The following is a 24,483-nucleotide window of genomic DNA, read 5'->3' as shown; positions in this document are numbered from 1 at the left end:
GGGGCGCGTGACGGAGTCCGGTACGGGTGAGGCCCTGGCCGTGGCGGGGGCCACGGCGGTGAGCGGCGTGGGCGGCGCCTGGCGGCGCGCGGGCTTCGCCGGCGCCGCGGTGGGCATCGTCGCCGCGGGCGCCGCGGCGGGCGTCGCGCTGGAGCGGCTCACCGTCGGCCGCGGGATGCGCCGCAGGGCCCGCCTGGCGCTGGACGCCGCGGGCCCGTACGGGTCGCTGCGCGGCACGCCCGGCACGGCGCTCGCCGACGACGGCACCGCGCTCTTCTACGAGGTCGACGAGGTCGACGGGGCCGACGGGCCCGGCGCGGCGCCCACGCGCAGAAGGCTCCTCGGCCGATGCGGCCCGCAGCCGGTAACGGTCGTCTTCAGCCACGGCTACTGCCTCACCCAGGACTCCTGGCACTACCAGCGCGCCGCCCTGCGCGGCCTGGTGCGCACCGTGCACTGGGACCAGCGCAGCCACGGCCGCTCGGCGCGCGGCGTCGCCCAGACCGGGCCCGACGCGGTGCCCGTCTCGATCGACCGGCTCGGCCACGACCTGAAGGCCGTCATCGACGCGGCGGCGCCCGAGGGGCCGCTGGTGCTGGTGGGGCACTCCATGGGCGGAATGACGATCATGGCGCTGGCCGACCAGTACCCGGAGCTGTTCCGGGAGCGCGTGGCCGGCGTGGCGTTCGTCGGCACGTCGTGCGGCCGGCTCGGCGAGGTCAGCTACGGCCTGCCGGCGGTCGGCGTGAACGCGGTCCGCCGCGTGCTGCCCGGTGTGCTGCGGGCCCTCGGCTCCCAGGCGGAGCTGGTGGAACGGGGCCGGCGGGCGACGGCCGACCTGTTCGCGGGGCTCATCAAGCGCTACTCGTTCAGCTCGAAGGACGTCGACCCGGCGGTGGTCCGGTTCGCCGAGCGGATGATCGAGAGCACGCCCATCGACGTGGTCGCCGCGTTCTACCCGGCGTTCGCCGAGCACGACAAGGCGGCGGCGCTCGCCGTACTCGCCGACGCGGCCGTGCCGGTGCTGGCGCTGGCCGGGGACCGCGACCTGGTCACGCCGGGCTCCCACACCGAGACCATCGCCGAACTCCTGCCGGAGGCGGAGCTCGTCATGGTCCCCGACGCGGGGCACCTGGTGATGCTGGAACACCCCGACACGGTCACGTCGCACCTCGTGGATCTGCTGGTCCGGGCGGGCGCGGTGCCGGACGCGACCGACACGGGCACGCGCAGCGGTTAGGTTGGCAGGTATGGAAGCAGCGCAGACCCCGACGGCCGGCACCCCGTCCGTCACCTCCTCCGCCCGGCTCACCGTCGACTCGCCCGAAGAGATGCAGGAACTCGGCCGCGCCCTGGCCGGGCTGCTGCGCCCCGGCGACCTCGTCATGCTCACCGGCGAGCTGGGGGCGGGCAAGACGACGCTCACCCGCGGCCTCGGCGAAGGGCTCGGGGTGCGCGGGGCCGTCACCTCGCCGACGTTCGTGATCGCCCGCGTCCACCCCTCGCTGACCGGCGGCCCGCCCCTCGTCCACGTCGACGCCTACCGCCTGGGCGGCGGCCTCGACGAGATGGAGGACCTGGACCTCGACGTGTCGCTGCCCGACTCCGTGGTGGTCGTGGAGTGGGGCGAGGGCAAGGTCGAGGACCTGTCCGAGGACCGGCTGCACGTGGTGATCCACCGGGTCGTCGGCTCGACGGACGACGACCGGCGGACGGTCACGCTGACCGGTATGGGAGCGCGCTGGGAGGGCGTGGGCCTCGCCCTGCGCTGAGCGCGGGCCCCGGACCGCCGCGTCGCGCGTCCGTACGTTCCGACAAGACGTCGGCAAAATGTTGCGCCGTACCTCTGAGGCGTGGTCACATGGATACCGGATCAAGTTAGGTGTACCTAACTACGCCCGCCGCGGAGACGCCGGAGACCCGGAGCCAGGAGGCCACCATGCCGCAGCAGCAGCCGTCGGACGTGTCGATGCGTGACCTGCTGGCGTCCTGCGCGGCCGCGAGCGCCGTCTCCACACCGCCACGCCAGGCACCGGCTGAGGAACGCGCGGAGCGGGACGAGGCCGCCGGCGGCACGGGCCCCGAGGAGCAGGAGACGCGGCACGCCGCGTAGCACGCGTACGGCAGGGCGCCCACCGGATCCGGTGGGCGCCCTCCCGGCTCCTCGAAGTGCCCTACGGAATGACGACGACCGTCGAGTTGATCGTCGCGACCTTCCACAGCGCGTCCGCGTCCGCCCGCGCCATCCGCACCCCACCGGTGCGCTTCGACGGGTCGGGGCTCGGCGTCGAGCCGTCCACGGCGGCGCTGAAGCCGATCGTCACGCCGTCGACCTTCGCGAACCGCACCACGTGCTCGATCTGCACCCCGTCGGAGCCCGGCACGCGGCCCGAACGGGACGTCACCGCGTAGGTGCCGGGCGACGGGTGGACGGTGCTCGGCATCACCGTGAAGGTGCGCGTCACCTTCTCGCGCGCGTCGACCAGCCACACGCGCCGGTCGGTGAGCGCGTACACCACGCGCTCGCCCGAGCCCGACCGCGCGGGCAGTGCCAGCGGGTCCGCCGCCGTCTTGCCGGGGCCGGGGGCGCCCGACGAGGAGGGCGACGGCGACGCCCCGCCCGTGGTCCGCTCCTCGGGCCGGAAGTCGGCGGGTGCGTTGGCGGACGCCTGATAGGCGAGGAAGGCGACCGCCGCGATCGCCGCCGCGGTGAGCCCGGCCACGAATCCCGAGCTGCTCCTTGCCACGCTGCCACCTCTCGTACGACGTATCGAAGTGACGGTAGCAGCAGTGCGCGGGCGGGATGGGGCGGCCGTGCGCGCCCCGGCGGAGCCGTAGGCTGTTTGCGTGCTGTTGCTCGCCATGGATACCGCCACACCCGCCGTCACCGTCGCCCTCCACGACGGTGAGTCCGTCGTCGCCCGGTCGAGTCAGGTCGACGCGCGCCGGCACGGGGAGCTGTTGCTGCCCGCCGTACACCGCGTCCTGAGGGAGGCCGGCCTGAAGCTCGACGCCGTGACGGACGTCGTCGTGGGCGTCGGCCCCGGCCCGTACACGGGGCTCCGCGTCGGACTGGTGACGGCGGCGACGTTCGCGTCGGCGCTCGGCGTCCCGGTGCACGGGCTGTGCACGCTGGACGGCCTGGCGTACGCCTCCGGCCTCGACGAGCCGTTCGTCGTGGCGACGGACGCCCGCCGCAAGGAGGTCTACTGGGCCCGGTACGACGACGCCGGGACCCGGGTGACCGAGCCGTCCGTGGACCGGCCCGCCGACATCGCGGACCGGGTGGCGGGGCTCCCCGCGGTGGGCGCGGGGGCGCGGCTCTACGCGGAGGTGTTCCCCGACGCCCGGGACCCCGAGCACCAGGCGGCGGAGGCGCTGGCGGCGCTGGCGGCGGAGCGGCTCGCGGCCGGTGAGCGGCTGCTGGAGCCGCGGCCGCTGTACCTGCGGCGGCCCGACGCCCAGGTGCCCAAGAACTACAAGGTGGTCACGCCGAAGTGACCGCCGCGGTGCTGCGCGAGATGCGCTGGTGGGACATCGCACCCGTACTGGACCTGGAACGGGCGCTGTTCCCGGAGGACGCCTGGTCGGAGGGCATGTTCTGGTCGGAGCTCGCCCATGCGCGCGGCCCGGGCGCCACGCGCCGGTACGTGGTGGCCGAGGACCCGGCCGACGGCCGGCTCGTGGGGTACGCGGGACTGGCGGCGGCCGGCGGGCTCGGCGACGTGCAGACCATCGCGGTGGCCCGTGACCAGTGGGGTACGGGTCTGGGCGCCCGGCTCCTGACGGAGCTGCTCCGGTACGCCACGCACTTCGAGTGCCAGGAGGTGCTGCTGGAGGTGCGGGTGGACAACACGCGGGCCCAGCGGCTGTACGAGCGGTTCGGCTTCGAGCCGATCGGGTTCCGGCGCGGCTACTACCAGCCGGGGAACGTGGACGCGCTGGTGATGCGGTTGACGGTGCACGCGGCGGACCAGGACGACGTGACCGAAGTGAACGACGTAGACGTAGAGAAGACGACTGAGAGCGCTGAGAGCCATGGCTGACGAACCCCTCGTCCTCGGTATCGAGACCTCCTGCGACGAGACCGGCGTCGGCATCGTCCGGGGCACGACCCTGCTGGCGAACGCGGTCGCGTCGAGCGTGGACGACCACGCCCGGTTCGGCGGCGTGGTCCCCGAGATCGCGTCCCGCGCGCACCTGGAGGCGATGGTCCCGACCATCGAGCGCGCCCTGAAGGAGGCGGGCGTCTCGGCCCGCGACCTGGACGGCATCGCCGTCACGGCGGGCCCCGGCCTGGCCGGCGCGCTGCTGGTCGGCGTCTCGGCGGCGAAGGCGTACGCGTACGCGCTGGACAAGCCGCTGTACGGGGTGAACCACCTGGCGTCGCACATCTGCGTGGACCAGCTGGAGCACGGGCCGCTGCCGGAGCCGACGATGGCGCTGCTGGTCAGCGGCGGCCACTCGTCGCTGCTGCTCGCGCCCGACATCACGTCCGACGTGCGCCCCATGGGCGCGACGATCGACGACGCGGCGGGCGAGGCGTTCGACAAGATCGCGCGCGTGCTGAACCTGGGCTTCCCCGGCGGGCCGGTGATCGACCGGCTGGCGAAGGAGGGCGACCCGGAGGCCATCGCGTTCCCGCGCGGCCTGTCGGGACCGCGGGACCCCGCGTACGACTTCTCCTTCTCGGGTCTGAAGACGGCCGTGGCCCGCTGGGTCGAGGCCAAGCGGAACGCGGGCGAGGACGTGCCCGTACGGGACGTGGCGGCGTCCTTCCAGGAGGCGGTCGTCGACGTGCTGACCCGCAAGGCCGTACGGGCCTGCAAGGACGAGGGCGTCGACCACCTGATGATCGGCGGCGGCGTGGCCGCGAACTCGCGGCTGCGGGCGCTGGCGGAGGAGCGGTGCGAGCGCGCCGGCATCCGCCTGCGCGTCCCGCGCCCGGGCCTGTGCACCGACAACGGCGCGATGGTCGCGGCGCTGGGCGCCGAGATGGTCGCGCGCAACCGGCCGGCCTCCGACCTGGAGCTGTCGGCGGACTCCTCGCTGCCCGTGACGGACCCGCACGTGCCCGGGAACCACGACCACGACCACGATCACCTGCACGAGATCAGCAAGGAGAACCTGTACTCGTGAGCGTGACGGTCACGCTGATGTGGGAGGCCCGGGCGGCCGAGGGCCGCAGCGCCGAGCTCCTGGCCTGGGCCCGCGCCCAGGCCCTCCCGGCCGCCCCGCTGCGCCGCGAGACGTTCACCGCCCCGCAGGACCGGGTCCTGGTCCTGACCTGGTGGCCGTCCCCCCACCCGGACGCCCCCCTCCCGGAACTCCCGGACCCTCCCGCCCCCCTCCTCACCCGCCCGGTCCACCGCTGGCGCTTCACGTCCCACGGCACGGACGACTCCGCGGGGGCCGTCGCCTGACGCGCGGCCCGCTTCGCCGCGAAGAATTTTCGACCGCCTGTCGATCCCGGCCCTACCCGTTCGACGTACGAGTGACAGGCGGGGAACAGCCCCGCCCTCGTACCCGAGGAGACCGGCATGCCGCGTTACCTGACGTTGATCCGTATCGACGAGCAGAAGGACCAGGACAAGGCGCCCAGCCCCGAGCTCATGGAGCGGATGGGGAAGCTGCTGGAGGAGATCACCAAGGCCGGGGTCATGCTGGACACCGCCGGGCTCAGGCCGACAGCCGAGGGCACCCGCGTGACCTGGGCCGACGGGAAGCTGAGCTACACCGACGGGCCGTTCACCGAGACCAAGGAGGTCATCGGCGGGTACTCCCTCATCCAGGCCAAGGACAAGGCCGAGGCCCTGGAGTGGACCAAGCGGTTCCTGGAGCTCCACGAGGACCACTGGACGATCACGGCCGAGGTCCGGGAGATCGCCGAGCCCTGACGCCCGGCTGCGGCACCATGGAGCGGTGAGCGCACCCCAGGCCGTGGAGACGGTGTACCGCATCGAGTCGCCCCGCATCATCGCCGCCGTCGCCCGCATCGTCCGCGACGTCGGCCTGGCGGAGGAACTCGCGCAGGACGCGCTGGTCGCCGCACTGGAGCAGTGGCCGGAGTCGGGCGTCCCGGACCGACCGGGCGCCTGGCTCACGGCCACCGCCAAGCACCGCGCCATCGACCTCGTACGCCGCCGCGAGACGTACGCGCGCAAACTCGCCGAAGTGGGCCGCGAGCTCACGGACACCGTCCACGACCCGGAGCCCGCCGATCCCGAGGACATCGACGACGACCTGCTGCGGCTGGTGTTCACCGCCTGCCACCCGGTGCTGTCCGCCGAGGCCCGCATCGCGCTCACCCTGCGCCTGCTCGGCGGGCTGACCACCGCGGAGATCGCCCGCGCCTTCCTCGTGCCCGAGCCCACGGTCGCCCAGCGGATCGTGCGGGCCAAGCGCGCCCTCGCCAGGGCCGGGGTGCCGTTCGAAGTGCCGTACGGGGCCGACCGGGAGGCCCGCCTCTCCTCCGTCCTGGAGGTCATCTACCTGATCTTCAACGAGGGCTACTCGGCCACCGCCGGCGACGACCTCCTGCGCCCCGGCCTATGCGAGGACGCCCTGCGCCTCGCGCGCGTCCTCGCCGGGCTGATGCCCAAGGAGCCCGAGGTCCACGGCCTCGCCGCGCTCCTGGAGCTGCAGGCGTCCCGCACGGCCGCCCGCACCGGGCCCGGCGGCGAGCCCGTCCTCCTCGCCGACCAGGACCGGTCCCGCTGGAGCGGCCTGCTCGTCCGCCGCGGCTTCGCGGCCCTGGAGAAGGCCGGCACCGGCCCGTACTCCCTGCAGGCCGCCATCGCCGCCCACCACGCCCGCGCCGCGACCTACGAGGACACCGACTGGGCGGCCATCGCCACGCTCTACGGGCGGCTCGCGCACCTCGCCCCTTCGCCCGTCGTGGAGTTGAACCGGGCGGTCGCCGTGTCCATGGCCGACGGCCCCGCGGCGGGTCTCGCCCTCGTCGACGCCCTGGCCGCCGAACCCGCGCTGGCGGGCTACCACTTGCTGCCCAGCGTCCGCGGCGACCTGCTCCTGCGACTGGGCCGCGGGCCCGAGGCACGCGCCGAGTTCACCCGGGCCGCGGACCTCACCCGCAACGCGCGCGAACGGGCCCTGCTCCTCGAACGAGCCCGTACGGCGGGCGAGTCGGCGGGCCGCCAGGCCGGTGAACCGGCCCCGGGCAGCGGCGACTAGCCTCGGAGCGTGTCGTCGTCCCCCCGCAACCCACCGCCCCCGCCCCCTCCGCCGCCGCACCTGCGCAGCTGGCCCGACCGCGCGGCGCTGCTCGCCGACCGGGACCGGGCCATGGGCGAACTCGGCCGACGCATGCTGGGCGGCGCCCGGCTCACGCTGTTCCTGCTGTGGCTGGTGCTGCTGCAGTTCGGCTGGAGCCTGGTGGGCGCCGCGCTGGTCTCGCTCGACGACTCCGTGGACGTCATCTCGGCCCACCTCGCCGTCCTGGCAGCCGCCGCGGGGCTGGGCGCCCTCGTCCCCGCCGCGTTCTTCCTGGCGCGCGGCGTGCGCCGGGACCGCACGGCCCGTGAACGGTTCGTCCAGTGGGCCCTGCTGGACCGCGATCCCGTCCGCGACGCCCGGCACCGCGAGCCGGTGCTCAGCGTGGTGTGGCTGGTGCTGCCGTTCCTGATGTGCGCGGCCGGCCTGTGGATCTGCGTCGCGGTGCCCGCGACGGCCCGGCCGGGCTCCAGCACGTACGCGGAGGTCGCGTACGGCATGGGTGCCGGGATCATCCTGTGGGTGGCCGGGCTGATCGGCGTGACGAAGGCCGTCACCCACTACCGCCTGGCCGTACGGCTGTTCGGTGTCAGCGCCCGGCGGGCCGGCCGATCAGCATCGTCGGCGCGCCCGACACCCGGGTGAGGAACACCGTCGCCGCGTTCGGCCCCTTCGGCTTCACCTTGCGCCGCAGTTCCTCCGGCTCCACCGCGGAACCGCGCTTCTTCACGGTCAGCGTGCCGACCTCGCGCTCGCGCAGCAGGGCCTTCAGCCTCTTGAGGTTGAAGGGCAGTTCGTCGGTGATCTCGTAGGCGGTGGCGTACGGGGTGGGGCGCAGCCCGTCCGCCGTGACGTACGCGATGGTCTCGTCGACGAGCCCGCCGCCCAGCTCCCGGGCCACCTCGGCGACCAGGTGCGCGCGGATGACGGCGCCGTCCGGCTCGTACAGGTACCGGCCGACCTTCCGGACGGGCGGCGGGGGCAGCGGGGCGGACGTGGCGAGGCTCGCCCCGCCCGGCAGCAGCGTGGCCCGCACCGAGCCGGGGCGCGTGCCGAACCAGAGCACGGCCTCCTTCACGTCCCCGCCGTCCGAGATCCACTCGGCCTCGGCCTCCGGCGGGACGATCTCGTGCGGGATGCCCGGCGCGATCTTCAGCGCGGCGTGCGGGGCCGTACGGGCCGTCTCGATCGCCCAGGACAGGGGCGGCGAGTACGCCTCGGGGTCGAAGATCCGGCCGCGGCCGCCGCGCCGGGCCGGGTCCACGAACACCGCGTCGTACGCGGACGTGTCGACCTCCGTGACGTCGGCGCACCGCACCTCGATCAGCTCCGCGAGGCCCAGCGCCTCGGCGTTGGCGCGGGCGGCCGCCGCCGTGAGCGGGTCCCGGTCGACGGCCAGGACCCGGATGCCGGCCCGGGCCAGGGCGATCGCGTCGCCGCCGATGCCGCAGCACAGGTCGGCGACGCGGCGCACGCCGAGCCGGGCGAAGGCGGCCGCGCGGTACTCGGCGACCGCCTTGCGGGTCGACTGCTCGACGCCGTTGGGCGTGAAGTACATGCGGTACGCGTCGTCCGCGCCGAACTTGGCCTCCGCGCGCTGCCGCAGCCTGGCCTGCCCGAGGGCCGCCGTGACCAGCTCGGCCGGGTGCTCGCGGCGCAGCCGGGAGGCGACGGCCAGCTCCTGGGCCGGGTCGTAGTGGCGCAGGGCGGTGAGCAGGTCCCGGCCCTCGTCGGTGAGGAGCGCGGAGAAGGAGGCGAGATCGGTCACCCGCCCCATTGTGGGCCAGGCGGGGGATGGTGCGCGCGCGGCGGCGGTGTCGCCCGTTCGTCGGGGCGCGGCGCTGACAGGATGCGGCGCCATGCAGCTAGTACGACAAAATTGGATTTACTCGGCCGAACGGGTGCGTGCGGGCCGGCAGCCGCAAGCGTCGAACGGGACGGCGGGGGAGCCCCCGTCGGGGCAGAGGGGCCGCACGAAGCAGGCCGGCCATACAGGCCGGGCGACCGGCCCCCGCCGGCCAGGCCGGCCAGGCCGGCCAAGTCGGCCAGGTGGCCCCGGTCGGCCAGGTCGGCCAGGTCGGCCCGGCCGGCCCGTTCGAGCCGTGCTCGTGGCGCTGTTGGTCGGCGCTCTCGGCGCGGCCTGCGCCGGCGGCCCCGACGCGCACGGCCCCTGGCCCGGCACCGGAACCGGCGACGTCAGGCCCGCGCCCGGCCAGCAGGCCGAGGCGCACGGCGCGGCGGGCGCGCTGTCGGCGTACGTGGAGCGGTTCCGGCAGGCCCAGGCGGCGCGGGCGGCGGCCGCCCGGAAGTGGGGCCTGAAGCGGACCCCGCTGCTGCCGCCCCCGCCGCCCGAGGTGAAGCCGGAGCTCACCTTCCGCAAGGGCTTCGAGGTCGGCGACCCGACCCTGCCCCCGGTCTTCACCACCGTGCCGACGCGCGACAGGGTCGTGTTCCTGACCATCGACGACGGCGCGGACAAGGACCCGGAGCTGCTGCGGATGATGGACGAGCTGGCCATCCCGTACAGCGCGTTCCTCAGCGACTACCTCGTCCGCGAGGACTACGGCTACTTCCGGCGGATGCAGGACCTCGGGGCCTCCCTGCACAACCACACGCTCAACCACCGGTACATGCCCGGCCTCTCGTACGCGCAGCAGCGCCGCGAGATCTGCGGCCAGCAGGACATCATCGAGAGGCGGTACGGCAAGCGGCCCACCCTGTTCCGCCCGCCCTACGGCAACTACAACGCCGACACCCTGCGCGCCGCCCAGTCGTGCGGGATCACGGCGGTGCCGCTCTGGTCCGCCGAGGCGTTCCCGGACCGCATGGAGTGGCGCGAGTGGGACCGGGACCTGCACCCCGGCGACATCGTCCTCACGCACTTCCGGGGCCGCGGCATGTGGAAGGGCAGCATGGCCGACATGGTCCGCCGCGCCATGGACACGATCACGGCCCGCGGGTACGCGGTGGCGAGGCTGGAGGACTACGTCTGACCCGCCCCACAGATCCTCGGCGTGTTGTACGCATGGCGCGAAAGCGACGTCCCGAAACGCCCCGCCCGCCGGCCCCGGTGGCGTGATGCCTGGTCGGGCGGGGTGCCCGGGCCCGAAGAGAGCGGCCCGTGGACGAGTCCCGGCCACGCACGCCACCGCGACCGGCCGGTAATTGGCACTCCGCTTGACCGAGTGCTAATCGCGGTCATAGTCTCGGCTCTGGCACTCCCCACGGGAGAGTGCCAACACAGCGACGGGCAGGTCCGGCACCCGCGACGACGGATCCACCTGGTCGCCACCTCAGACAGATGACCCCGTGAGATCTCCGAAGGGGGAGGTCGGATCGTGACGACCACCAGCTCCAAGGTTGCCATCAAGCCGCTCGAGGACCGCATCGTGGTCCAGCCGCTCGACGCCGAGCAGACCACGGCCTCTGGCCTGGTCATTCCGGACACCGCCAAGGAGAAGCCCCAGGAGGGCGCTGTCCTGGCCGTGGGCCCGGGCCGCTTCGAGAACGGCGAGCGCCTTCCGCTCGACGTGAAGGTCGGCGATGTCGTGCTGTACAGCAAGTACGGCGGCACCGAGGTGAAGTACAACGGCGAGGAGTACCTCGTCCTCTCGGCCCGCGACGTGCTCGCGGTCATCGAGAAGTAATTCACCCGAAGCAGAATGCTTTGAGCTGCGCCCCTGGCCCCCGCTGACTACCTACCGGGCGGCGAGGGGCGCGGTTCGTCTCACCGGCGATGGCGGCCGCCACGCGCGGCCGGGGATCGCAATCGAGAGGACTGGAACGCTCCCATGGCGAAGATCCTGAAGTTCGACGAGGACGCCCGTCGCGCCCTTGAGCGCGGCGTCAACAAGCTTGCCGACACCGTCAAGGTGACGATCGGCCCCAAGGGCCGCAACGTCGTCATCGACAAGAAGTTCGGTGCGCCCACCATCACCAACGACGGTGTCACCATCGCCCGCGAGATCGAGGTCGAGGACCCGTACGAGAACCTCGGCGCCCAGCTGGTGAAGGAGGTGGCGACCAAGACCAACGACATCGCGGGTGACGGCACCACCACCGCCACCGTCCTGGCCCAGGCGCTCGTCCGCGAGGGCCTGCGCAACGTCGCCGCCGGTGCTTCCCCGTCCGCTCTGAAGAAGGGCATCGACGCCGCGGTCAAGGCCGTCTCCGACGAGCTGCTCGCCACGGCCCGCCCGATCGAGGACAAGACCGACATCGCCGCCGTCGCCGCGCTGTCCGCCCAGGACCAGCAGGTCGGCGAGCTGATCGCCGAGGCGATGGACAAGGTCGGCAAGGACGGTGTCATCACCGTCGAGGAGTCCAACACCTTCGGCCTGGAGCTGGACTTCACCGAGGGCATGGCCTTCGACAAGGGCTACCTGTCCCCGTACATGGTCACCGACCAGGAGCGTATGGAGGCCGTCCTCGACGACCCGTACATCCTGATCCACCAGGGCAAGATCTCCGCGATCACGGACCTCCTCCCGCTGCTGGAGAAGGTCATCCAGGCCGGTGGCTCCAAGCCGCTGCTGATCATCGCCGAGGACGTCGAGGGCGAGGCCCTGTCGACCCTGGTCGTCAACAAGATCCGCGGCACGTTCAACGCGGTCGCGGTCAAGGCCCCCGGCTTCGGTGACCGCCGCAAGGCGATGCTCGGCGACATGGCCGCCCTCACCGGCGCCACCGTCGTCGCCGAGGAGGTCGGCCTCAAGCTCGACCAGGTCGGCCTGGACGTGCTGGGCACCGCCCGCCGCGTGACCGTCAGCAAGGACGACACCACCATCGTCGAGGGCGGCGGCAAGTCCGAGGACGTCGCCGGCCGCGTGGCGCAGATCAAGGGCGAGATCGAGACCACGGACTCCGACTGGGACCGCGAGAAGCTCCAGGAGCGCCTCGCGAAGCTGGCCGGCGGCGTGTGCGTGATCAAGGTCGGCGCCGCCACCGAGGTGGAGCTGAAGGAGAAGAAGCACCGTCTGGAGGACGCCATCTCCGCGACCCGCGCCGCGGTCGAGGAGGGCATCGTCTCCGGTGGTGGCTCCGCGCTCGTCCACGCCGTCAAGGTGCTGGAGGGCAACCTCGGCAAGGAGGGCGACGAGGCCACCGGTGTCGCCGTCGTCCGCCGCGCCGCCGTCGAGCCGCTGCGCTGGATCGCCGAGAACGCGGGCCTGGAGGGCTACGTCATCACCTCCAAGGTGGCGGAGCTGGACAAGGGCCAGGGCTTCAACGCCGCCACCGGCGAGTACGGCGACCTGGTCAAGGCCGGCGTCATCGACCCGGTGAAGGTGACCCGCTCCGCGCTGGAGAACGCGGCGTCGATCGCCTCCCTCCTCCTCACCACCGAGACCCTCGTCGTGGAGAAGAAGGAAGAGGAGCCGGAGAACGGCCACGGCCACAGCCACAGTCACGGCCACTCCCACTGACGTACCGTCAGTAGGCTGAGCGAAGAGGCCCGGTGCCCCTCCACGGGGGGCACCGGGCCTCACGCGTTGGTCACCGGCCCCGGCTGGTCCTCACCGCGGCCTCACTGCGGGCCGTACTTGCGCCCCGCCCGCGAGCTGACCCCGCCCAGCAGACCGCGCGGCGCCAGCTTCACCACGCCCATCAGCGCCTTGTACCGCGGGTCCGGAACCGACAGCGTCCGCCCCCGCGCCAGGTCCGCGAGCGCGTCCGCCACCACCTTGTCGGCGTCCAGCCACATCCAGCCGGGGATGTTGTCGGTGCCCATACCGGCCCGCTCGTGGAACTCCGTCCGTACGAAGCCGGGGCACAGCGCCATCATCCGCACCCCGCTCCCCGCGAGGTCGCGGGCCGCGCCCTGGGTGAACTGCACGACCCACGCCTTGGACGCCCCGTACGTGCCGCGGGGCACGAACGCCGCCACCGAGGCGACGTTGATCACGCCGCCCCGCCGCCGCTCGCGCATGGTCGCCGCCGCGGCCGACGTCAGCCGCAGCACCGCCTCGCAGTGCACCTTCAGCATCTTCAGCTCGTCGGCCATCTTCACGTCCAGGAAGCGGCCCTTGTTGCCGAATCCGGCGTTGTTGACCAGCAGGTCGACGGGTCGCTTGCGGTCGGAGAGGCGCGCCTCGACCGCCGCGATGCCCTCGTCCTCCGACAGGTCGGCCGCCAGCACCTCGGCCTCGATGCCGTGCCGGTCGTGCAGCTCGGTCGCCTGCTCCCGGAGCCGCTTCACATCGCGGGCCACCAGGACCACGTCATGGCCGTCGGCCGCCAGCCGCCGCGCGAAGGCGGCCCCGATACCCGCCGTCGCGCCAGTAATCAGTGCACTCGTCATACGGGCACGTTAGTGCCCCGGCTCTCCGCGCGGAGTACGGCCGGGAGGCCACGGGGTCAGGAGACCTGCTCCGCCGCGTACTTGAGCGCCTTCTCGCGCAGCTCGGGGTGCGCGGCCCCGCCCGCGGCGAGAACCCGCGTCAGCAGCTCGCGCTCCGTCGTCACGGCCCGGAACGCCACCGCGACCGTCACGTCGTGGTCCGGGCGGTGCACGATCTCGACCGGGTCCCCGGCCCGGATCTCGCCCGGCTCGATCACCCGCAGATACGCCCCCGGCGCCGCCCGCTGCGTGAACCGCTTCACCCAGCCCCGCTCGCCCAGCCAGCCCGCGAACGTCCGGCACGGGACGCGGCCCGACGTCACCTCCAGCAGCAGCGACGAACCGATGCGCCAGCGCTCGCCCAGCAGCGCCCCGTTCACATCGACGCCGGCGGTCGTCAGGTTCTCGCCGAACTGCCCGTTGGCCAGCGAGCGCCCCAACTCCCGCTCCCACGCGTCGAGGTCCTCGCGGGCGAACGCGTACACGGCCTGGTCGGAGCCGCCGTGGTGGCGCAGGTGGCAGATCGCGTCGCCCGCGACCCCGCTGCCGCCGACGCCCCTGGGGCCCGGGTCGGTCACCCGTACCGGCCCGTCCACGGGCACCTTGCCGATCCCCGTCGTACCGCTCGGGGCGTCCGTGTGCTCCAGGGCCCTCGGCCGCCCCGCGTTCACCGTCAGAACCTTCATGACCGTCATGGTCGCGCACGCTAACCCGCCGCTCCCCAAAGTGGCCAGCGAATAATTCGCGCCGGATCCAAGACAGCCTTATATTCGAAGGGTGATCGAAGCCCGCCACCTCCGCGTCCTGCGCGCCGTGGCCACCACCGGTTCCTTCTCCGCGGCGGCCCGTGAGCTGGGCTGCACCCAGCCCGCCGTCAGCCAGCAGATGAAGGCGCTCGAATCCTCCGCCGGGACGCCCCTGCTGATCCGCACGGGCCGTGAGATGCGCCTCACCCAGGCCGGCGAGGCCCTCGTCCGGCACGCCGCGGGCATCCTGGCCGGGCTGACCGCCGCCGAGGAGGAGGTCGCCGCCATCGCGGGCCTGCGGGCGGGCCGCGTCCGCCTGGTCTCCTTCCCCAGCGGCAGCTCCACCCTCGTACCCACAGCGCTCGCCGCGCTGCGCGCCGACCACCCCGGCACGCGGGTCTCCCTCGTCGAGGCCGAGCCGCCGCGCTCGGTGGAGATGCTGCGCGAGGGCGACTGCGACGTCGCGCTGGCCTTCCGGTACGCGGGGAGCGCGGCCGAGTGGGACGACCTGGTCGTCCGCCCCCTGCTCACGGACCGACTGGTCGGCCTCGTCCCGGAGGGGCACCGCCTGGCCGGCGCCGACGCCGTGGCGATCGGCGAACTGGCCGACGAGCCGTGGATCGCGGGCTGCCCGCGGTGCCGCCGCCAGCTGGTGGACGTGTGCGAGGGCGCCGGCTTCACCCCGCGCATCGACTTCGCGACCGACGACTACCCGGCGGTCGTCGGCCTGGTGGGCGCCGGCCTCGGCGTCGCCGTCCTGCCGGAGCTGGCCATCCAGTCGGTACGGCCCAGGGGCGCCCGGACCGTGGCGGTGGAGCCCGCCGTGGAGCGGGAGATCGTCGCGCTCACGCTGCCGGACCTGGCCCAGGTCCCGGCGGTCGCGGCCACCCTGGACCGGCTGTCCGGCGCCGCGGGGCGCGCGTAGCCGGGACAGACTCCGGCGCAGCCCGCGGCCCTCCCGTACGGCAGCCGTACGCGAGCCCGGGTGCAGCTGTGAAGAAACGTTCCTTCGTCGATGTTCCGGCAGACCGTCAGCCGCGTCCTCCCGCTCCCGTCGAGGCACTGACCAGCCGTGTACGCGCCCTTCCCATCAACTCCTCGCGCTCGTCCTCGGTGAGGCCGCCCCATACGCCGTAGGGCTCCCGCACGGCCAGTGCGTGGGCCGCGCACTCAGCGCGGACCGGGCACCGCATGCAGACTTCCTTCGCCGAGTTCTCACGCGCGCTCCGTGCCGCGCCGCGCTCTCCCTCGGGGTGGAAGAAGAGCGAACTGTCGACCCCGCGGCAGGCCGCGAGCAGCTGCCAGTCCCACAGGTCGGCGTTGGGTCCGGGAAGGCGGGAGAAATCTGCCATAGCGCATGTCCCCTTGATGCCGGTTCTGAGTCGGTACTGAGCCCACTGGGCGGGCTACTTGTCGCAGTAGATGTAAATATGACTCATTGCGAATCTAGCCACAGACACCAGCAAAGGGAAGGAAAAGCCGCTAAATGGGGCATAGCTCTGAGTGAAGCGGCGGTGACCTGCGGCACTCTCCTCCGTACACGCGTCCTCACGTAGAGTATTGAAGGAGGCGGCCGCACCCGTAACTCTTTCGAGTGACCGTCGTTGAGAGTGCGGAGGCGGTTGAAACAACCGGCGCTCGGGCAGATGTCCGAGGGCGTCAACCGCACAGGTGACGATTCGTAACCAGCCTGGAGGCCCAAGGTGACGCGCATCAGCTGCGGAGGACGGTCATGACATCCGTCCTCGTCTGCGACGACTCCCCGCTTGCCCGAGAAGCGCTCCGCCGCGCCGTCGCCACCGTGCCCGGCGTGGAGCGCGTGACGACCGCGGCCAACGGCGAGGAAGTCCTCCGCCGCTGGGGGGCCGACCGCTCGGACCTGATTCTGATGGACGTACGCATGCCCGGTCTGGGCGGCGTGGAGACCGTCCGCCGGCTGCTGTCAGCGGACCCCGGCGCCCGCATCATCATGCTCACGGTCGCCGAGGACCTGGACGGCGTGGCCCTCGCCGTCGCCGCCGGCGCCCGCGGGTACCTGCACAAGGACGCCTCGCGCGCCGAGCTGCGCGCCACCGTCACGCAGGCGCTCGCCGACCCGACCTGGCGGCTCGCCCCGCGCCGGCTGCGTTCGGCCGAGATGGGCGCGGCGCCCACGCTCACGGCCCGCGAGATCCAGGTGCTGGAGGGCATGAGCCACGGCAGGTCGAACGCCGAGATCGGCCGTGAGCTGTTCCTCTCCGAGGACACCGTGAAGACGCACGCCAGGCGGCTGTTCAAGAAGCTGGGCGCCTCGGACCGCGCACACGCGGTCGCGCTCGGCTTCCGCTGGGGCCTGGTGCGCTAGGGAGTGTCCGGCGAATCATGCCGACAGGGCTGCGCGGTTCCTCCGACTGCTGCTGAGGACACCGGTGGCGTACGCCGCCGCGCCCGGCGTGATCCGCTGGGCGTCCCCTGGGGCGTGACCGGTCCGGACATGACCCCTCCGGGCGCGACCAGGCGTACTCCCGCCCGCCGCACGGCGGGCGGGGCCGCACCGGGGGAACGGGCGGTGGAGGCCCGATGTCTGTTTCCGGCCCGATGCCGCATCCTTGAGGGGTGGAGTTCCTCGGGGACGAGTCGATCGAGCGGGAGGGGAGGGCGCAGGAGATGACGTCCGGCGCACCTGCTCATAACGCTTCGGTGCACAAGGCGGGACGCGGTGCCACGGAGCGGCAGGCCTCAAGGCACCATGGACCGATGCGCGACGACCAGACGCCGGCCTCCTCCGTGCCCTCCGGGCCCGGGGCGATCGGCGCACTCGTCCACCTCGCCGTCGAGGGCGACGAGCAGGCCACGCACGACCTGCTGGCCCACGTCCACCCGCTGGCCCTGCGCTACTGCCGCACGCGGCTGAACAGACTGCCGGGCGACGCCCGCCACTTCGTCGAGGACCTCGCGCAGGAGGTCTGCGTCGCCGTCCTCATGGCCCTGCCCCGCTACAAGGACACGGGCCGCCCCTTCGAGGCGTTCGTCTTCGCCATCGCCGGGCACAAGATCGCCGACCTCCAGCGGGCCGCCATGCGCCACCCGGGCTCCACGGCGGTGCCCTCGGACGAGATGCCCGAGCGGCCCGACGACTCCCTGGGCCCCGAGGAGCGCGCGCTGCTCAGCGACGACGCGGAATGGGCCAAGCGGCTGCTGGCCAACCTCCCGGAGACCCAGCGGGAACTGCTGGTGCTGCGCGTCGCGGTCGGGCTGACCGCCGAGGAGACGGGCCAGATGCTCGGCATGTCCCCCGGCGCGGTGCGGGTCGCCCAGCACCGCGCGCTGAGCCGGCTGAGGGCGCTGGCGGAGCAGTAGCACGCCGTCGCGTACGGCGCCTGTGGGGCGTCCGTATGGCGGATGTCATACGTGTGAACGTACAAAGCTCGTAGGTGATCTTGCTCGTGGAATGAGACGGCCCCGTAGCCCGTTAGCATGGACATCCGCACCGATCAAGGCCATTGGGGAAGGTGTCATGACTGCCAACGTCGACGGAGTGCCCGAAAAATTCGCGACACTCGGGCTGACCTACGACGACGTGCTGCTGCTGCCGGGCGCGTCCGACATGGCGCCCGACCAGATCGACACCTCCTCGCGGCTGTCGCGCAACGTGCGGGTGAACATCCCGCTGCTGTCGGCCGCGATGGACAAGGTGACCGAGTCCCGCATGGCCATCGCCATGGCGCGGCAGGGCGGCGTCGGTGTACTCCACCGGAACCTCTCCATCGCCGACCAGGCCAACCAGGTCGACCTGGTCAAGCGCTCCGAGTCCGGCATGGTGACCGATCCGATCACCGTCCACCCCGACGCCACGCTCGCCGAGGCCGACGCGATCTGCGCCAAGTTCCGCATCAGCGGCGTGCCGGTCACCGACCCGGCTGGCAAGCTGCTCGGCATCGTCACCAACCGCGACATGGCGTTCGAGACCGACCGCACCCGTCAGGTGCGCGAGGTCATGACGCCGATGCCGCTGGTCACCGGCAAGGTCGGCATCTCCGGCGTCGACGCCATGGAGCTGCTGCGCCGCCACAAGATCGAGAAGCTTCCGCTCGTCGACGACGACGGCATCCTCAAGGGCCTCATCACCGTCAAGGACTTCGTCAAGGCGGAGAAGTACCCGAACGCCGCGAAGGACAAGGAGGGCCGCCTCCTCGTCGGCGCCGCCGTCGGTGTCGCGGGCGACGCCTACGAGCGGGCCCAGGCCCTGATCGAGGCGGGCGTCGACTTCATCGTCGTCGACACCGCCCACGGCCACTCCAAGCTGGTCGGCGACATGATCGCCAAGATCAAGTCGAACTCCTCGGTGGACGTCATCGGCGGCAACGTCGCCACCCGCGACGGCGCCCAGGCGCTCGTCGACGCGGGCGCGGACGCCATCAAGGTCGGCGTCGGCCCCGGCTCCATCTGCACCACCCGCGTCGTCGCCGGCATCGGCGTCCCGCAGGTCACCGCGATCTACGAGGCGGCGCTCGCCGCCAAGGCCGCCGGCGTCCCGGTCATCGGCGACGGCGGCCTGCAGTACTCCGGCGACATCGCCAAGGCCCTGGTCGCGGGCGCCGACACGGTGATGCTCGGCTCGCTGCTCGCGGGCTGCGAGGAGTCGCCGGGCGAGCTGCTGTTCATCAACGGCAAGCAGTTCAAGTCGTACCGCGGCATGGGCTCCCTGGGCGCCATGCAGTCCCGCGGCGAGCAGCGCTCCTTCTCCAAGGACCGCTACTTCCAGGAGGGTGTCGCCTCCGACGAGAAGCTGGTCCCCGAGGGCATCGAGGGCCAGGTGCCCTTCCGCGGCCCGCTCGCCGCGGTCGTCCACCAGCTGGTCGGCGGCCTGCGCCAGTCGATGTTCTACGTCGGCGGCCGGACCGTCCCGGAGCTGCAGGAGCGCGGCCGGTTCGTGCGCATCACGTCGGCGGGCCTGAAGGAGAGCCACCCGCACGACATCCAGATGACGGTCGAGGCGCCGAACTACAGCCGTAAGTGACCGAGCGCGTGAGGGGCGGCCCGGGATTGCCCGGGCCGCCCCTCCGGCATGCGTCGGGGATACTGGTAGGCGCAGACGTAGAGGGAAAGGCCACACATCGTGACTGAGATCGAGATCGGGCGCGGCAAGCGCGGCCGCAGGGCGTACGCGTTCGACGACATCGCCGTCGTACCGAGCCGGCGCACCCGGGACCCGAAGGAGGTCTCGATCGCCTGGCAGATCGACGCCTACCGCTTCGAGCTGCCGTTCCTGGCCGCGCCCATGGACTCCGTCGTGTCCCCCGAGACGGCCATCCGCATCGGCCGGCTCGGCGGCCTCGGCGTGCTGAACCTCGAGGGCCTGTGGACGCGCTACGAGGACCCGCAGCCGCTGCTCGACGAGATCACCGAGCTGGACGAGGCCACCGCCACCCGCCGTCTGCAGGAGATCTACGCCGCCCCGATCAAGGAGGAGCTGATCGGGCAGCGCATCAAGGAGGTCCGTGACTCGGGCGTCGTCACCGCCGCCGCGCTGTCGCCGCAGCGGACCGCCCAGTTCTCCAAGGCCGTCGTCGACGCCGGTGTGGACCTCTTCATCATCCGCGGTACGACGGTCTCCGCCGAGCACGTCTCCGGCGCGGCCGAGCCGCTGAACCTGAAGCAGTTCATCTACGAGCTGGACGTCCCCGTCATCGTCGGCGGCTGCGCCACGTACACGGCGGCCCTGCACCTGATGCGTACGGGCGCGGCCGGTGTCCTCGTCGGCTTCGGCGGCGGCGCCGCGCACACCACGCGCAACGTGCTGGGCATCCAGGTGCCGATGGCCACGGCCGTCGCCGACGTCGCGGCCGCCCGCCGCGACTACATGGACGAGTCCGGCGGCCGGTACGTGCACGTCATCGCGGACGGCGGCGTGGGCTGGTCCGGCGACCTGCCGAAGGCCGTCGCGTGCGGTGCCGACGCCGTGATGATGGGCTCCCCGCTGGCCCGCGCGACGGACGCGCCGGGCAAGGGCCACCACTGGGGCATGGAGGCCGTCCACGAGGACGTGCCGCGCGGCAAGCTCGTCGACCTGGGCATGGTCGGCTCGACCGAGGAGATCCTCACCGGTCCGTCGCACACCCCGGACGGGTCGATGAACTTCTTCGGCGCGCTGCGCCGCGCGATGGCCACGACCGGCTACAGCGAGCTGAAGGAGTTCCAGCGCGTGGAGGTCACGGTCGCGGACGCGGAGCACAAGCGCTGACGTACGCGCCGGACCTGTGAAGGGGCCCCGCACCGGCCGGTGCGGGGCCCCTTCACGTACGGGCTCGCGGGGGCGCGTTACGCGGCGCCCTTCTTGGCGCCCGCGAAGGCGGCGACCGCGCCGAGGACCAGGAAGAGGTACGTCATCGGCTCGGCGGCCATCTTCCACAGGTCGGCGACATCGGTGAAGTTCTGGAAGAGGACCTCCGTGAAGGTGCTCTGGCCCAGCTTGCTGATGATGACCGCGATGGCGATCAGCTGGCCGAGGTAGACGGCACCGGCCGACAGCGCCGCGGCGGCGATCGGCAGGACCGGGTTGCGGCCGCCGGCCTTGGCGGCGGCGAAGCCGACGAGGAAGCCGACACCCACCGCGGCGTAACCGATCTCGCGCTCGATGGCGCCGCCGATGCCGCCGTACACGCCCGCGGCGACCAGCGCGGCCACGAGTGCGGCGACGAGGCCGAGGCCGACGTTGTTCCGCGCCGGCGCGGGGGCCGGCGCGAACGGGGCGCCGCCGGGGGCGCCGGGGCCGCCGGCGAACGGGTTGCCGGGCTGCGGCGGCGGAACGGACTGGCTCATGGTGGGAATCCCCCTGGAAGGCTGGGCACGCCCGGTGCGCCCACTTCTGGCAGGTGCACGGCAGTGCGAATCAGACGCGGACACTAGCAGGCCCGTCCGACACGAGTGCCGGATTTCCCCGGGACCGCCGTCCCCGTACCTTCCCCGGAGCGCAAGACGGAATCCGGTCGGAGCGGTCAGAGCCGGTACGCCGTGCCGGCCGGGGTGGCGCCGCGCGTGTCGAGCAGCAGCTGGGCCTTCACCGCCAAGCCCTGCAGGTCGTAGGTGTGGTGGTGCTGGAGCAGGATCGTCAGGTCGGCGTGGGCGGCAGCCTCGTACAGGGAGTCCGCGCGCGGCACCGGCAGGCCCCCTACGCGCCACACCGGGACATACGGGTCGTGGTAGCTGACCACCGCGCCCATGTCCATCAGCCGGTGCGCGATCTCGGGGGCGGGGGAGCCCTCCCGGTCGGCGAGGTCCGGCTTGTAGGTGACGCCGAGGAGCAGGACGCGGGCGCCCCGTACGGACTTGCCGTGCTCGTTGAGGAGCGTGGCGCAGCGATGGGTCACGTACTGCGGCATGCGCTCGTTGACCTGGCCGGCCAGTTCGACCAGGCGGAGCGGGCGGTGGTGGCCGATGGTGTCGACGGGCCCGCCGTGGCCGCCGACGCCGGGACCGGGGCGGAAGGCCTGGAAGCCGAAGGGCTTGGTCTCGGCGCAGCGGATGACGTCCCACAGGTCGACGCCCAGCTCGTGGCAGAGGACCGCCATCTCGTTGACGAGGGCGATGTTGACGTGGCGGAAGTTGGTCTCCAGGAGCTTGACCGTCTCCGCCTCGCGGGTGCCACGCGCGCGGACGACCTTGTCGGTGAGGCGGCCGTAGAAGGCGGCGGCGGACTCGGTGCAGGCGGGGGTGAGGCCGCCGATGACCTTGGGGGTGTGGGCGTAGCCGTGGGCGCGGTTGCCGGGGTCGAGGCGGCCGGGCGAGTAGGCGAGGTGGAAGTCGCGGCCGGCGCGCAGGCCGGAGCCCTCTTCGAGGATCGGGCGCAGGAACTCCTCCGTGGTGCCGGGGTGTACGGGCGACTCCAGCAGCACGGTGGAGTGCGGGCGCAGCCGGGCGGCCAGGGCGCGCGCGGCCTCCGCGACGGCGGTGAGGTCGGGTGTGCGGGAGGCGTCGGGCGGGGTGGGGGCGCAGATGACCGCCGTGCGGACCCGGCCCAGTTCGGCCGGGTCGGTGGTCGGCCGGAAGCCGCCCGACAGCATCCGGCGGATCTCGGACGCGGAGAGGGAGCCGTCGACCGGGGAGCGGCCCGCGGCCAGCTCCGCGACGGCACGGGGGTCGGTGTCGTAGCCGATCGTGTCGACACCGGCGGCGGTGGCGGCTTGGGCGAGGGGCAGGCCGAGATGGCCGAGGCCGATGACGGCGAGGTCTGCGGGCATGGGGGTGGGCCGTCCTTCCCTTTATCCGGAGGGGACGAGATGCGCAAGTCCTGTGGACGGAACGAGCAAACGCAATGTCAGACTAGGCGTAAATATGACCGTTATGCGGCATTGCGAGTCCGTGGTCACCCGAGTGTTGTCCACAGGTGGCGGCCGGGCGGTGGCTGATGTCGGGAGCCGGGGACAGAATCGAGTCTGTGAGCCCGAGCACACGGGGGGACGACGGCGACGGGAGACAGCGGTGAGGACTGCGGCACTGGGGCCGGCCGAGCGCGCCGAGGCGCTGGCGGGCATGGCCGAGCACGAGCTGGACGTACTGGTGGTGGGCGGCGGCGTGGTCGGCGCCGGCACCGCACTGGACGCGGCGACCCGCGGCCTGACCACCGGCCTCGTCGAGGCCCGCGACTGGGCCTCGGGCACGTCGAGCCGGTCCAGCAAGCTCATCCACGGCGGCCTGCGCTATCTGGAGATGCTCGACTTCGCCCTCGTGCGGGAGGCGCTCAAGGAACGCGGACTGCTCCTGGAGCGGCTCGCCCCCCACCTGGTCAGGCCCGTGCCGTTCCTCTACCCCCTCCAGCACAAGGGCTGGGAGCGGATCTACGCCGGCTCGGGCGTCGCCCTCTACGACGCGATGTCCGTCTCCTCGGGACACGGCCGCGGCCTGCCCGTCCACCGGCACCTGTCCCGGCGCCGCGCCCTGCGTGTGGCACCCGCCCTGCGCAAGGACGCCCTCGTCGGCGCCCTCCAGTACTACGACGCCCAGATGGACGACGCCCGCTACGTCACCACGCTCGTCCGCACCGCCGCGAGCTACGGGGCCCGCGCCGCCAGCCGGGCCCGCGTCATCGGCTTCCTCCGCGAGGGCGAGCGGGTCGTCGGCGCCCGCGTCCAGGACGTCGAGGCGGGCGGCGACTACGAGATCCGCGCCAAACAGATCGTCAACGCCACCGGCGTATGGACCGACGACACGCAGGCCCTCATCGGCGAGCGCGGACAGTTCCACGTCCGCGCCTCCAAGGGCATCCACCTCGTCGTGCCCAAGGACCGCATCCACTCCACCACCGGCCTCATCCTGCGCACCGAGAAGAGCGTCCTGTTCGTCATCCCCTGGGGCAGGCACTGGATCATCGGCACCACCGACACCGACTGGGACCTCGACAAGGCTCACCCGGCCGCGTCCAGCGCCGACATCGACTACCTCATCGAGCACGTCAACAGCGTGCTCGCCGTGCCCCTCACCAGGGACGACGTCCAGGGCGTCTACGCCGGCCTGCGGCCCCTCCTGGCCGGCGAGTCCGACGCCACCAGCAAGCTCTCGCGCGAACACACCGTCGCCCACCCGGTGCCCGGACTCGTCGTCGTCGCGGGCGGCAAGTACACGACGTACCGGGTGATGGCCAAGGACGCCGTCGACGAGGCGGTGCACGGCCTCGACATGCGCGTCGCCTCCTGCGTCACCGAGGACGTGCCGCTGCTCGGCGCCGAGGGCTACCGGGCACTGTGGAACGCCCGCGCCCGCATCGCCGCCCGGACCGGACTCCACGTGGTGCGCGTCGAGCACCTGCTGAACCGGTACGGCTCGCTCACGGAGGAACTCCTCGACCTGATCGCCGCCGACCCCGGCCTCGGCCGGCCCCTGACCGGCGCCGAGGACTACCTGCGGGCCGAAGTCGCCTACGCCGCCTCCCACGAGGGCGCGCGCCACCTGGACGACGTCCTGACCCGCCGCACCCGCATCTCCATCGAGACCTTCGACCGCGGCACCCGCTGCGCCCGCGAGTGCGCCGAACTGATGGCCCCGGTCCTGGGCTGGGGCGAGGACCAGATCGCGAAGGAGGTGGAGCACTACGAGAAACGGGTCGAGGCGGAGCGCGAGTCCCAGCGCCAGCCGGACGACCTGACGGCGGACGCGGCCAGGCTGGGCGCGCCGGACATCGTGCCGCTGTAG

At 72.9% G+C, this 24,483-nt stretch carries 26 protein-coding genes; 19 read left to right on the top strand and 7 right to left on the bottom strand.

From position 1 onward, the window contains the following. Positions 1-7 precede the first annotated feature (7 nt). The 3 genes from ABEB09_RS12295 (at position 8) to ABEB09_RS12285 (ending at position 2,113) form a co-directional block, all read left to right on the top strand. Positions 8-1,240, top strand: a complete 1,233-nt coding sequence (locus ABEB09_RS12295; RefSeq protein WP_345689940.1) for an alpha/beta fold hydrolase — start codon at positions 8-10, stop codon at positions 1,238-1,240. Between the two features lie 10 nt (positions 1,241-1,250). Then, a complete protein-coding gene (gene tsaE, locus ABEB09_RS12290; protein WP_345689939.1) occupies positions 1,251-1,772 on the top strand; it encodes a tRNA (adenosine(37)-N6)-threonylcarbamoyltransferase complex ATPase subunit type 1 TsaE in 522 nt (173 codons plus the stop codon). Positions 1,773-1,939: 167 nt separating this feature from the next. Continuing rightward, on the top strand, positions 1,940-2,113 hold the full coding sequence (locus tag ABEB09_RS12285; RefSeq protein WP_345689938.1) for a hypothetical protein: 174 nt from the start codon (positions 1,940-1,942) through the stop codon (positions 2,111-2,113). Positions 2,114-2,174: 61 nt separating this feature from the next. On the opposite strand, the gene ABEB09_RS12280 is transcribed toward ABEB09_RS12285, so the two are convergent. After that, the gene (locus ABEB09_RS12280) at positions 2,175-2,747 is read right to left on the bottom strand and encodes a L,D-transpeptidase (protein WP_380840324.1); all 573 of its coding nucleotides are present in this window, start codon (positions 2,745-2,747) and stop codon (positions 2,175-2,177) included. 100 nt (positions 2,748-2,847) lie between these two features. On the opposite strand from ABEB09_RS12280, the gene tsaB reads away from it, so the two are divergent. From tsaB to ABEB09_RS12245, 7 genes are all read left to right on the top strand, one after another. Further along, positions 2,848-3,501 carry a tRNA (adenosine(37)-N6)-threonylcarbamoyltransferase complex dimerization subunit type 1 TsaB gene (tsaB, locus tag ABEB09_RS12275; protein ID WP_345689937.1) on the top strand — a complete coding sequence of 218 codons (654 nt, stop codon included), beginning with the start codon at positions 2,848-2,850 and terminating at the stop codon, positions 3,499-3,501. Positions 3,502-3,521: 20 nt separating this feature from the next. Beyond that, positions 3,522-4,046: a ribosomal protein S18-alanine N-acetyltransferase gene (rimI, locus tag ABEB09_RS12270; protein WP_345693920.1), complete on the top strand. Its 525-nt coding sequence runs from the start codon at positions 3,522-3,524 to the stop codon at positions 4,044-4,046. After that, positions 4,039-5,139 (top strand): tRNA (adenosine(37)-N6)-threonylcarbamoyltransferase complex transferase subunit TsaD, encoded by a 1,101-nt coding sequence (gene tsaD, locus ABEB09_RS12265; RefSeq protein WP_345689936.1) that lies wholly within the window; start codon positions 4,039-4,041, stop codon positions 5,137-5,139. Before rimI ends, tsaD begins: the two co-directional genes overlap by 8 nt. A gap of 2 nt (positions 5,140-5,141) precedes the next feature. Further along, positions 5,142-5,423: a hypothetical protein gene (locus ABEB09_RS12260; protein ID WP_345693919.1), complete on the top strand. Its 282-nt coding sequence runs from the start codon at positions 5,142-5,144 to the stop codon at positions 5,421-5,423. Between the two features lie 117 nt (positions 5,424-5,540). Further along, a complete protein-coding gene (locus ABEB09_RS12255; protein ID WP_345689935.1) occupies positions 5,541-5,897 on the top strand; it encodes a YciI family protein in 357 nt (118 codons plus the stop codon). A gap of 25 nt (positions 5,898-5,922) precedes the next feature. Then, complete coding sequence (locus tag ABEB09_RS12250) at positions 5,923-7,194, top strand: RNA polymerase sigma factor (protein ID WP_345689934.1); 1,272 nt, start codon at positions 5,923-5,925, stop codon at positions 7,192-7,194. A gap of 9 nt (positions 7,195-7,203) precedes the next feature. Further along, positions 7,204-7,878, top strand: coding sequence for a hypothetical protein (locus ABEB09_RS12245; protein ID WP_345689933.1), 675 nt, complete (start codon positions 7,204-7,206; stop codon positions 7,876-7,878). Here ABEB09_RS12245 and ABEB09_RS12240 read toward each other — a convergent pair. Further along, complete coding sequence (locus ABEB09_RS12240; RefSeq protein ID WP_345689932.1) at positions 7,823-9,010, bottom strand: THUMP-like domain-containing protein; 1,188 nt, start codon at positions 9,008-9,010, stop codon at positions 7,823-7,825. The genes ABEB09_RS12245 and ABEB09_RS12240 overlap by 56 nt on opposite strands. A 325-nt stretch (positions 9,011-9,335) precedes the next feature. Between ABEB09_RS12240 and ABEB09_RS12235 the strand changes: the two genes are divergently transcribed. The 3 genes from ABEB09_RS12235 to groL all read left to right on the top strand — a co-directional run bounded on the left by ABEB09_RS12235 (position 9,336) and on the right by groL (position 12,656). After that, the gene (locus ABEB09_RS12235) at positions 9,336-10,226 is read left to right on the top strand and encodes a polysaccharide deacetylase family protein (RefSeq protein WP_345689931.1); all 891 of its coding nucleotides are present in this window, start codon (positions 9,336-9,338) and stop codon (positions 10,224-10,226) included. Between the two features lie 345 nt (positions 10,227-10,571). Beyond that, on the top strand, positions 10,572-10,880 hold the full coding sequence (groES, locus tag ABEB09_RS12230; RefSeq protein WP_067050959.1) for a co-chaperone GroES: 309 nt from the start codon (positions 10,572-10,574) through the stop codon (positions 10,878-10,880). Between the two features lie 144 nt (positions 10,881-11,024). Next, positions 11,025-12,656 carry a chaperonin GroEL gene (gene groL / locus ABEB09_RS12225; protein WP_345689930.1) on the top strand — a complete coding sequence of 544 codons (1,632 nt, stop codon included), beginning with the start codon at positions 11,025-11,027 and terminating at the stop codon, positions 12,654-12,656. 101 nt (positions 12,657-12,757) lie between these two features. Here groL and ABEB09_RS12220 read toward each other — a convergent pair whose 3' ends face one another. Both ABEB09_RS12220 and ABEB09_RS12215 read right to left on the bottom strand, forming a co-directional pair. Continuing rightward, the gene (locus tag ABEB09_RS12220) at positions 12,758-13,531 is read right to left on the bottom strand and encodes an SDR family NAD(P)-dependent oxidoreductase (RefSeq protein WP_345689929.1); all 774 of its coding nucleotides are present in this window, start codon (positions 13,529-13,531) and stop codon (positions 12,758-12,760) included. 56 nt (positions 13,532-13,587) lie between these two features. Beyond that, complete coding sequence (locus ABEB09_RS12215) at positions 13,588-14,256, bottom strand: MOSC domain-containing protein (RefSeq protein WP_345689928.1); 669 nt, start codon at positions 14,254-14,256, stop codon at positions 13,588-13,590. Between the two features lie 91 nt (positions 14,257-14,347). On the opposite strand from ABEB09_RS12215, the gene ABEB09_RS12210 reads away from it, so the two are divergent. Beyond that, the gene (locus tag ABEB09_RS12210) at positions 14,348-15,241 is read left to right on the top strand and encodes a LysR family transcriptional regulator (protein WP_345689927.1); all 894 of its coding nucleotides are present in this window, start codon (positions 14,348-14,350) and stop codon (positions 15,239-15,241) included. 106 nt (positions 15,242-15,347) lie between these two features. Here the strand turns inward: ABEB09_RS12210 and ABEB09_RS12205 are convergent, their stop codons facing one another. Beyond that, on the bottom strand, positions 15,348-15,668 hold the full coding sequence (locus ABEB09_RS12205) for a WhiB family transcriptional regulator (RefSeq protein ID WP_345689926.1): 321 nt from the start codon (positions 15,666-15,668) through the stop codon (positions 15,348-15,350). Between the two features lie 380 nt (positions 15,669-16,048). Between ABEB09_RS12205 and ABEB09_RS12200 the strand changes: the two genes are divergently transcribed. The 4 genes from ABEB09_RS12200 to ABEB09_RS12185 all read left to right on the top strand — a co-directional run bounded on the left by ABEB09_RS12200 (position 16,049) and on the right by ABEB09_RS12185 (position 20,539). Continuing rightward, positions 16,049-16,660 carry a response regulator transcription factor gene (locus ABEB09_RS12200; protein ID WP_003948568.1) on the top strand — a complete coding sequence of 204 codons (612 nt, stop codon included), beginning with the start codon at positions 16,049-16,051 and terminating at the stop codon, positions 16,658-16,660. 392 nt (positions 16,661-17,052) lie between these two features. Further along, on the top strand, positions 17,053-17,655 hold the full coding sequence (locus ABEB09_RS12195; protein ID WP_345689925.1) for a sigma-70 family RNA polymerase sigma factor: 603 nt from the start codon (positions 17,053-17,055) through the stop codon (positions 17,653-17,655). Positions 17,656-17,812: 157 nt separating this feature from the next. After that, on the top strand, positions 17,813-19,315 hold the full coding sequence (gene guaB, locus ABEB09_RS12190) for an IMP dehydrogenase (protein ID WP_345689924.1): 1,503 nt from the start codon (positions 17,813-17,815) through the stop codon (positions 19,313-19,315). A 99-nt stretch (positions 19,316-19,414) separates the two neighbouring features. Continuing rightward, positions 19,415-20,539: a GuaB3 family IMP dehydrogenase-related protein gene (locus tag ABEB09_RS12185; RefSeq protein WP_345689923.1), complete on the top strand. Its 1,125-nt coding sequence runs from the start codon at positions 19,415-19,417 to the stop codon at positions 20,537-20,539. 77 nt (positions 20,540-20,616) lie between these two features. Here the strand turns inward: ABEB09_RS12185 and ABEB09_RS12180 are convergent, their stop codons facing one another. Both ABEB09_RS12180 and ABEB09_RS12175 read right to left on the bottom strand, forming a co-directional pair. Then, on the bottom strand, positions 20,617-21,117 hold the full coding sequence (locus tag ABEB09_RS12180; RefSeq protein WP_345689922.1) for a hypothetical protein: 501 nt from the start codon (positions 21,115-21,117) through the stop codon (positions 20,617-20,619). Positions 21,118-21,293: 176 nt separating this feature from the next. Further along, on the bottom strand, positions 21,294-22,535 hold the full coding sequence (locus tag ABEB09_RS12175) for a nucleotide sugar dehydrogenase (protein WP_345689921.1): 1,242 nt from the start codon (positions 22,533-22,535) through the stop codon (positions 21,294-21,296). A gap of 241 nt (positions 22,536-22,776) precedes the next feature. Here ABEB09_RS12175 and ABEB09_RS12170 point away from each other — a divergent pair, with 241 nt between their 5' ends. Continuing rightward, complete coding sequence (locus ABEB09_RS12170; protein ID WP_345689920.1) at positions 22,777-24,483, top strand: glycerol-3-phosphate dehydrogenase/oxidase; 1,707 nt, start codon at positions 22,777-22,779, stop codon at positions 24,481-24,483.

Source organism: Streptomyces coeruleoprunus (assembly GCF_039542925.1).
In the GTDB taxonomy this organism is placed as follows: domain Bacteria; phylum Actinomycetota; class Actinomycetes; order Streptomycetales; family Streptomycetaceae; genus Streptomyces; species Streptomyces coeruleoprunus.
This window is presented reverse-complemented; position numbering and strand designations above follow the sequence as displayed.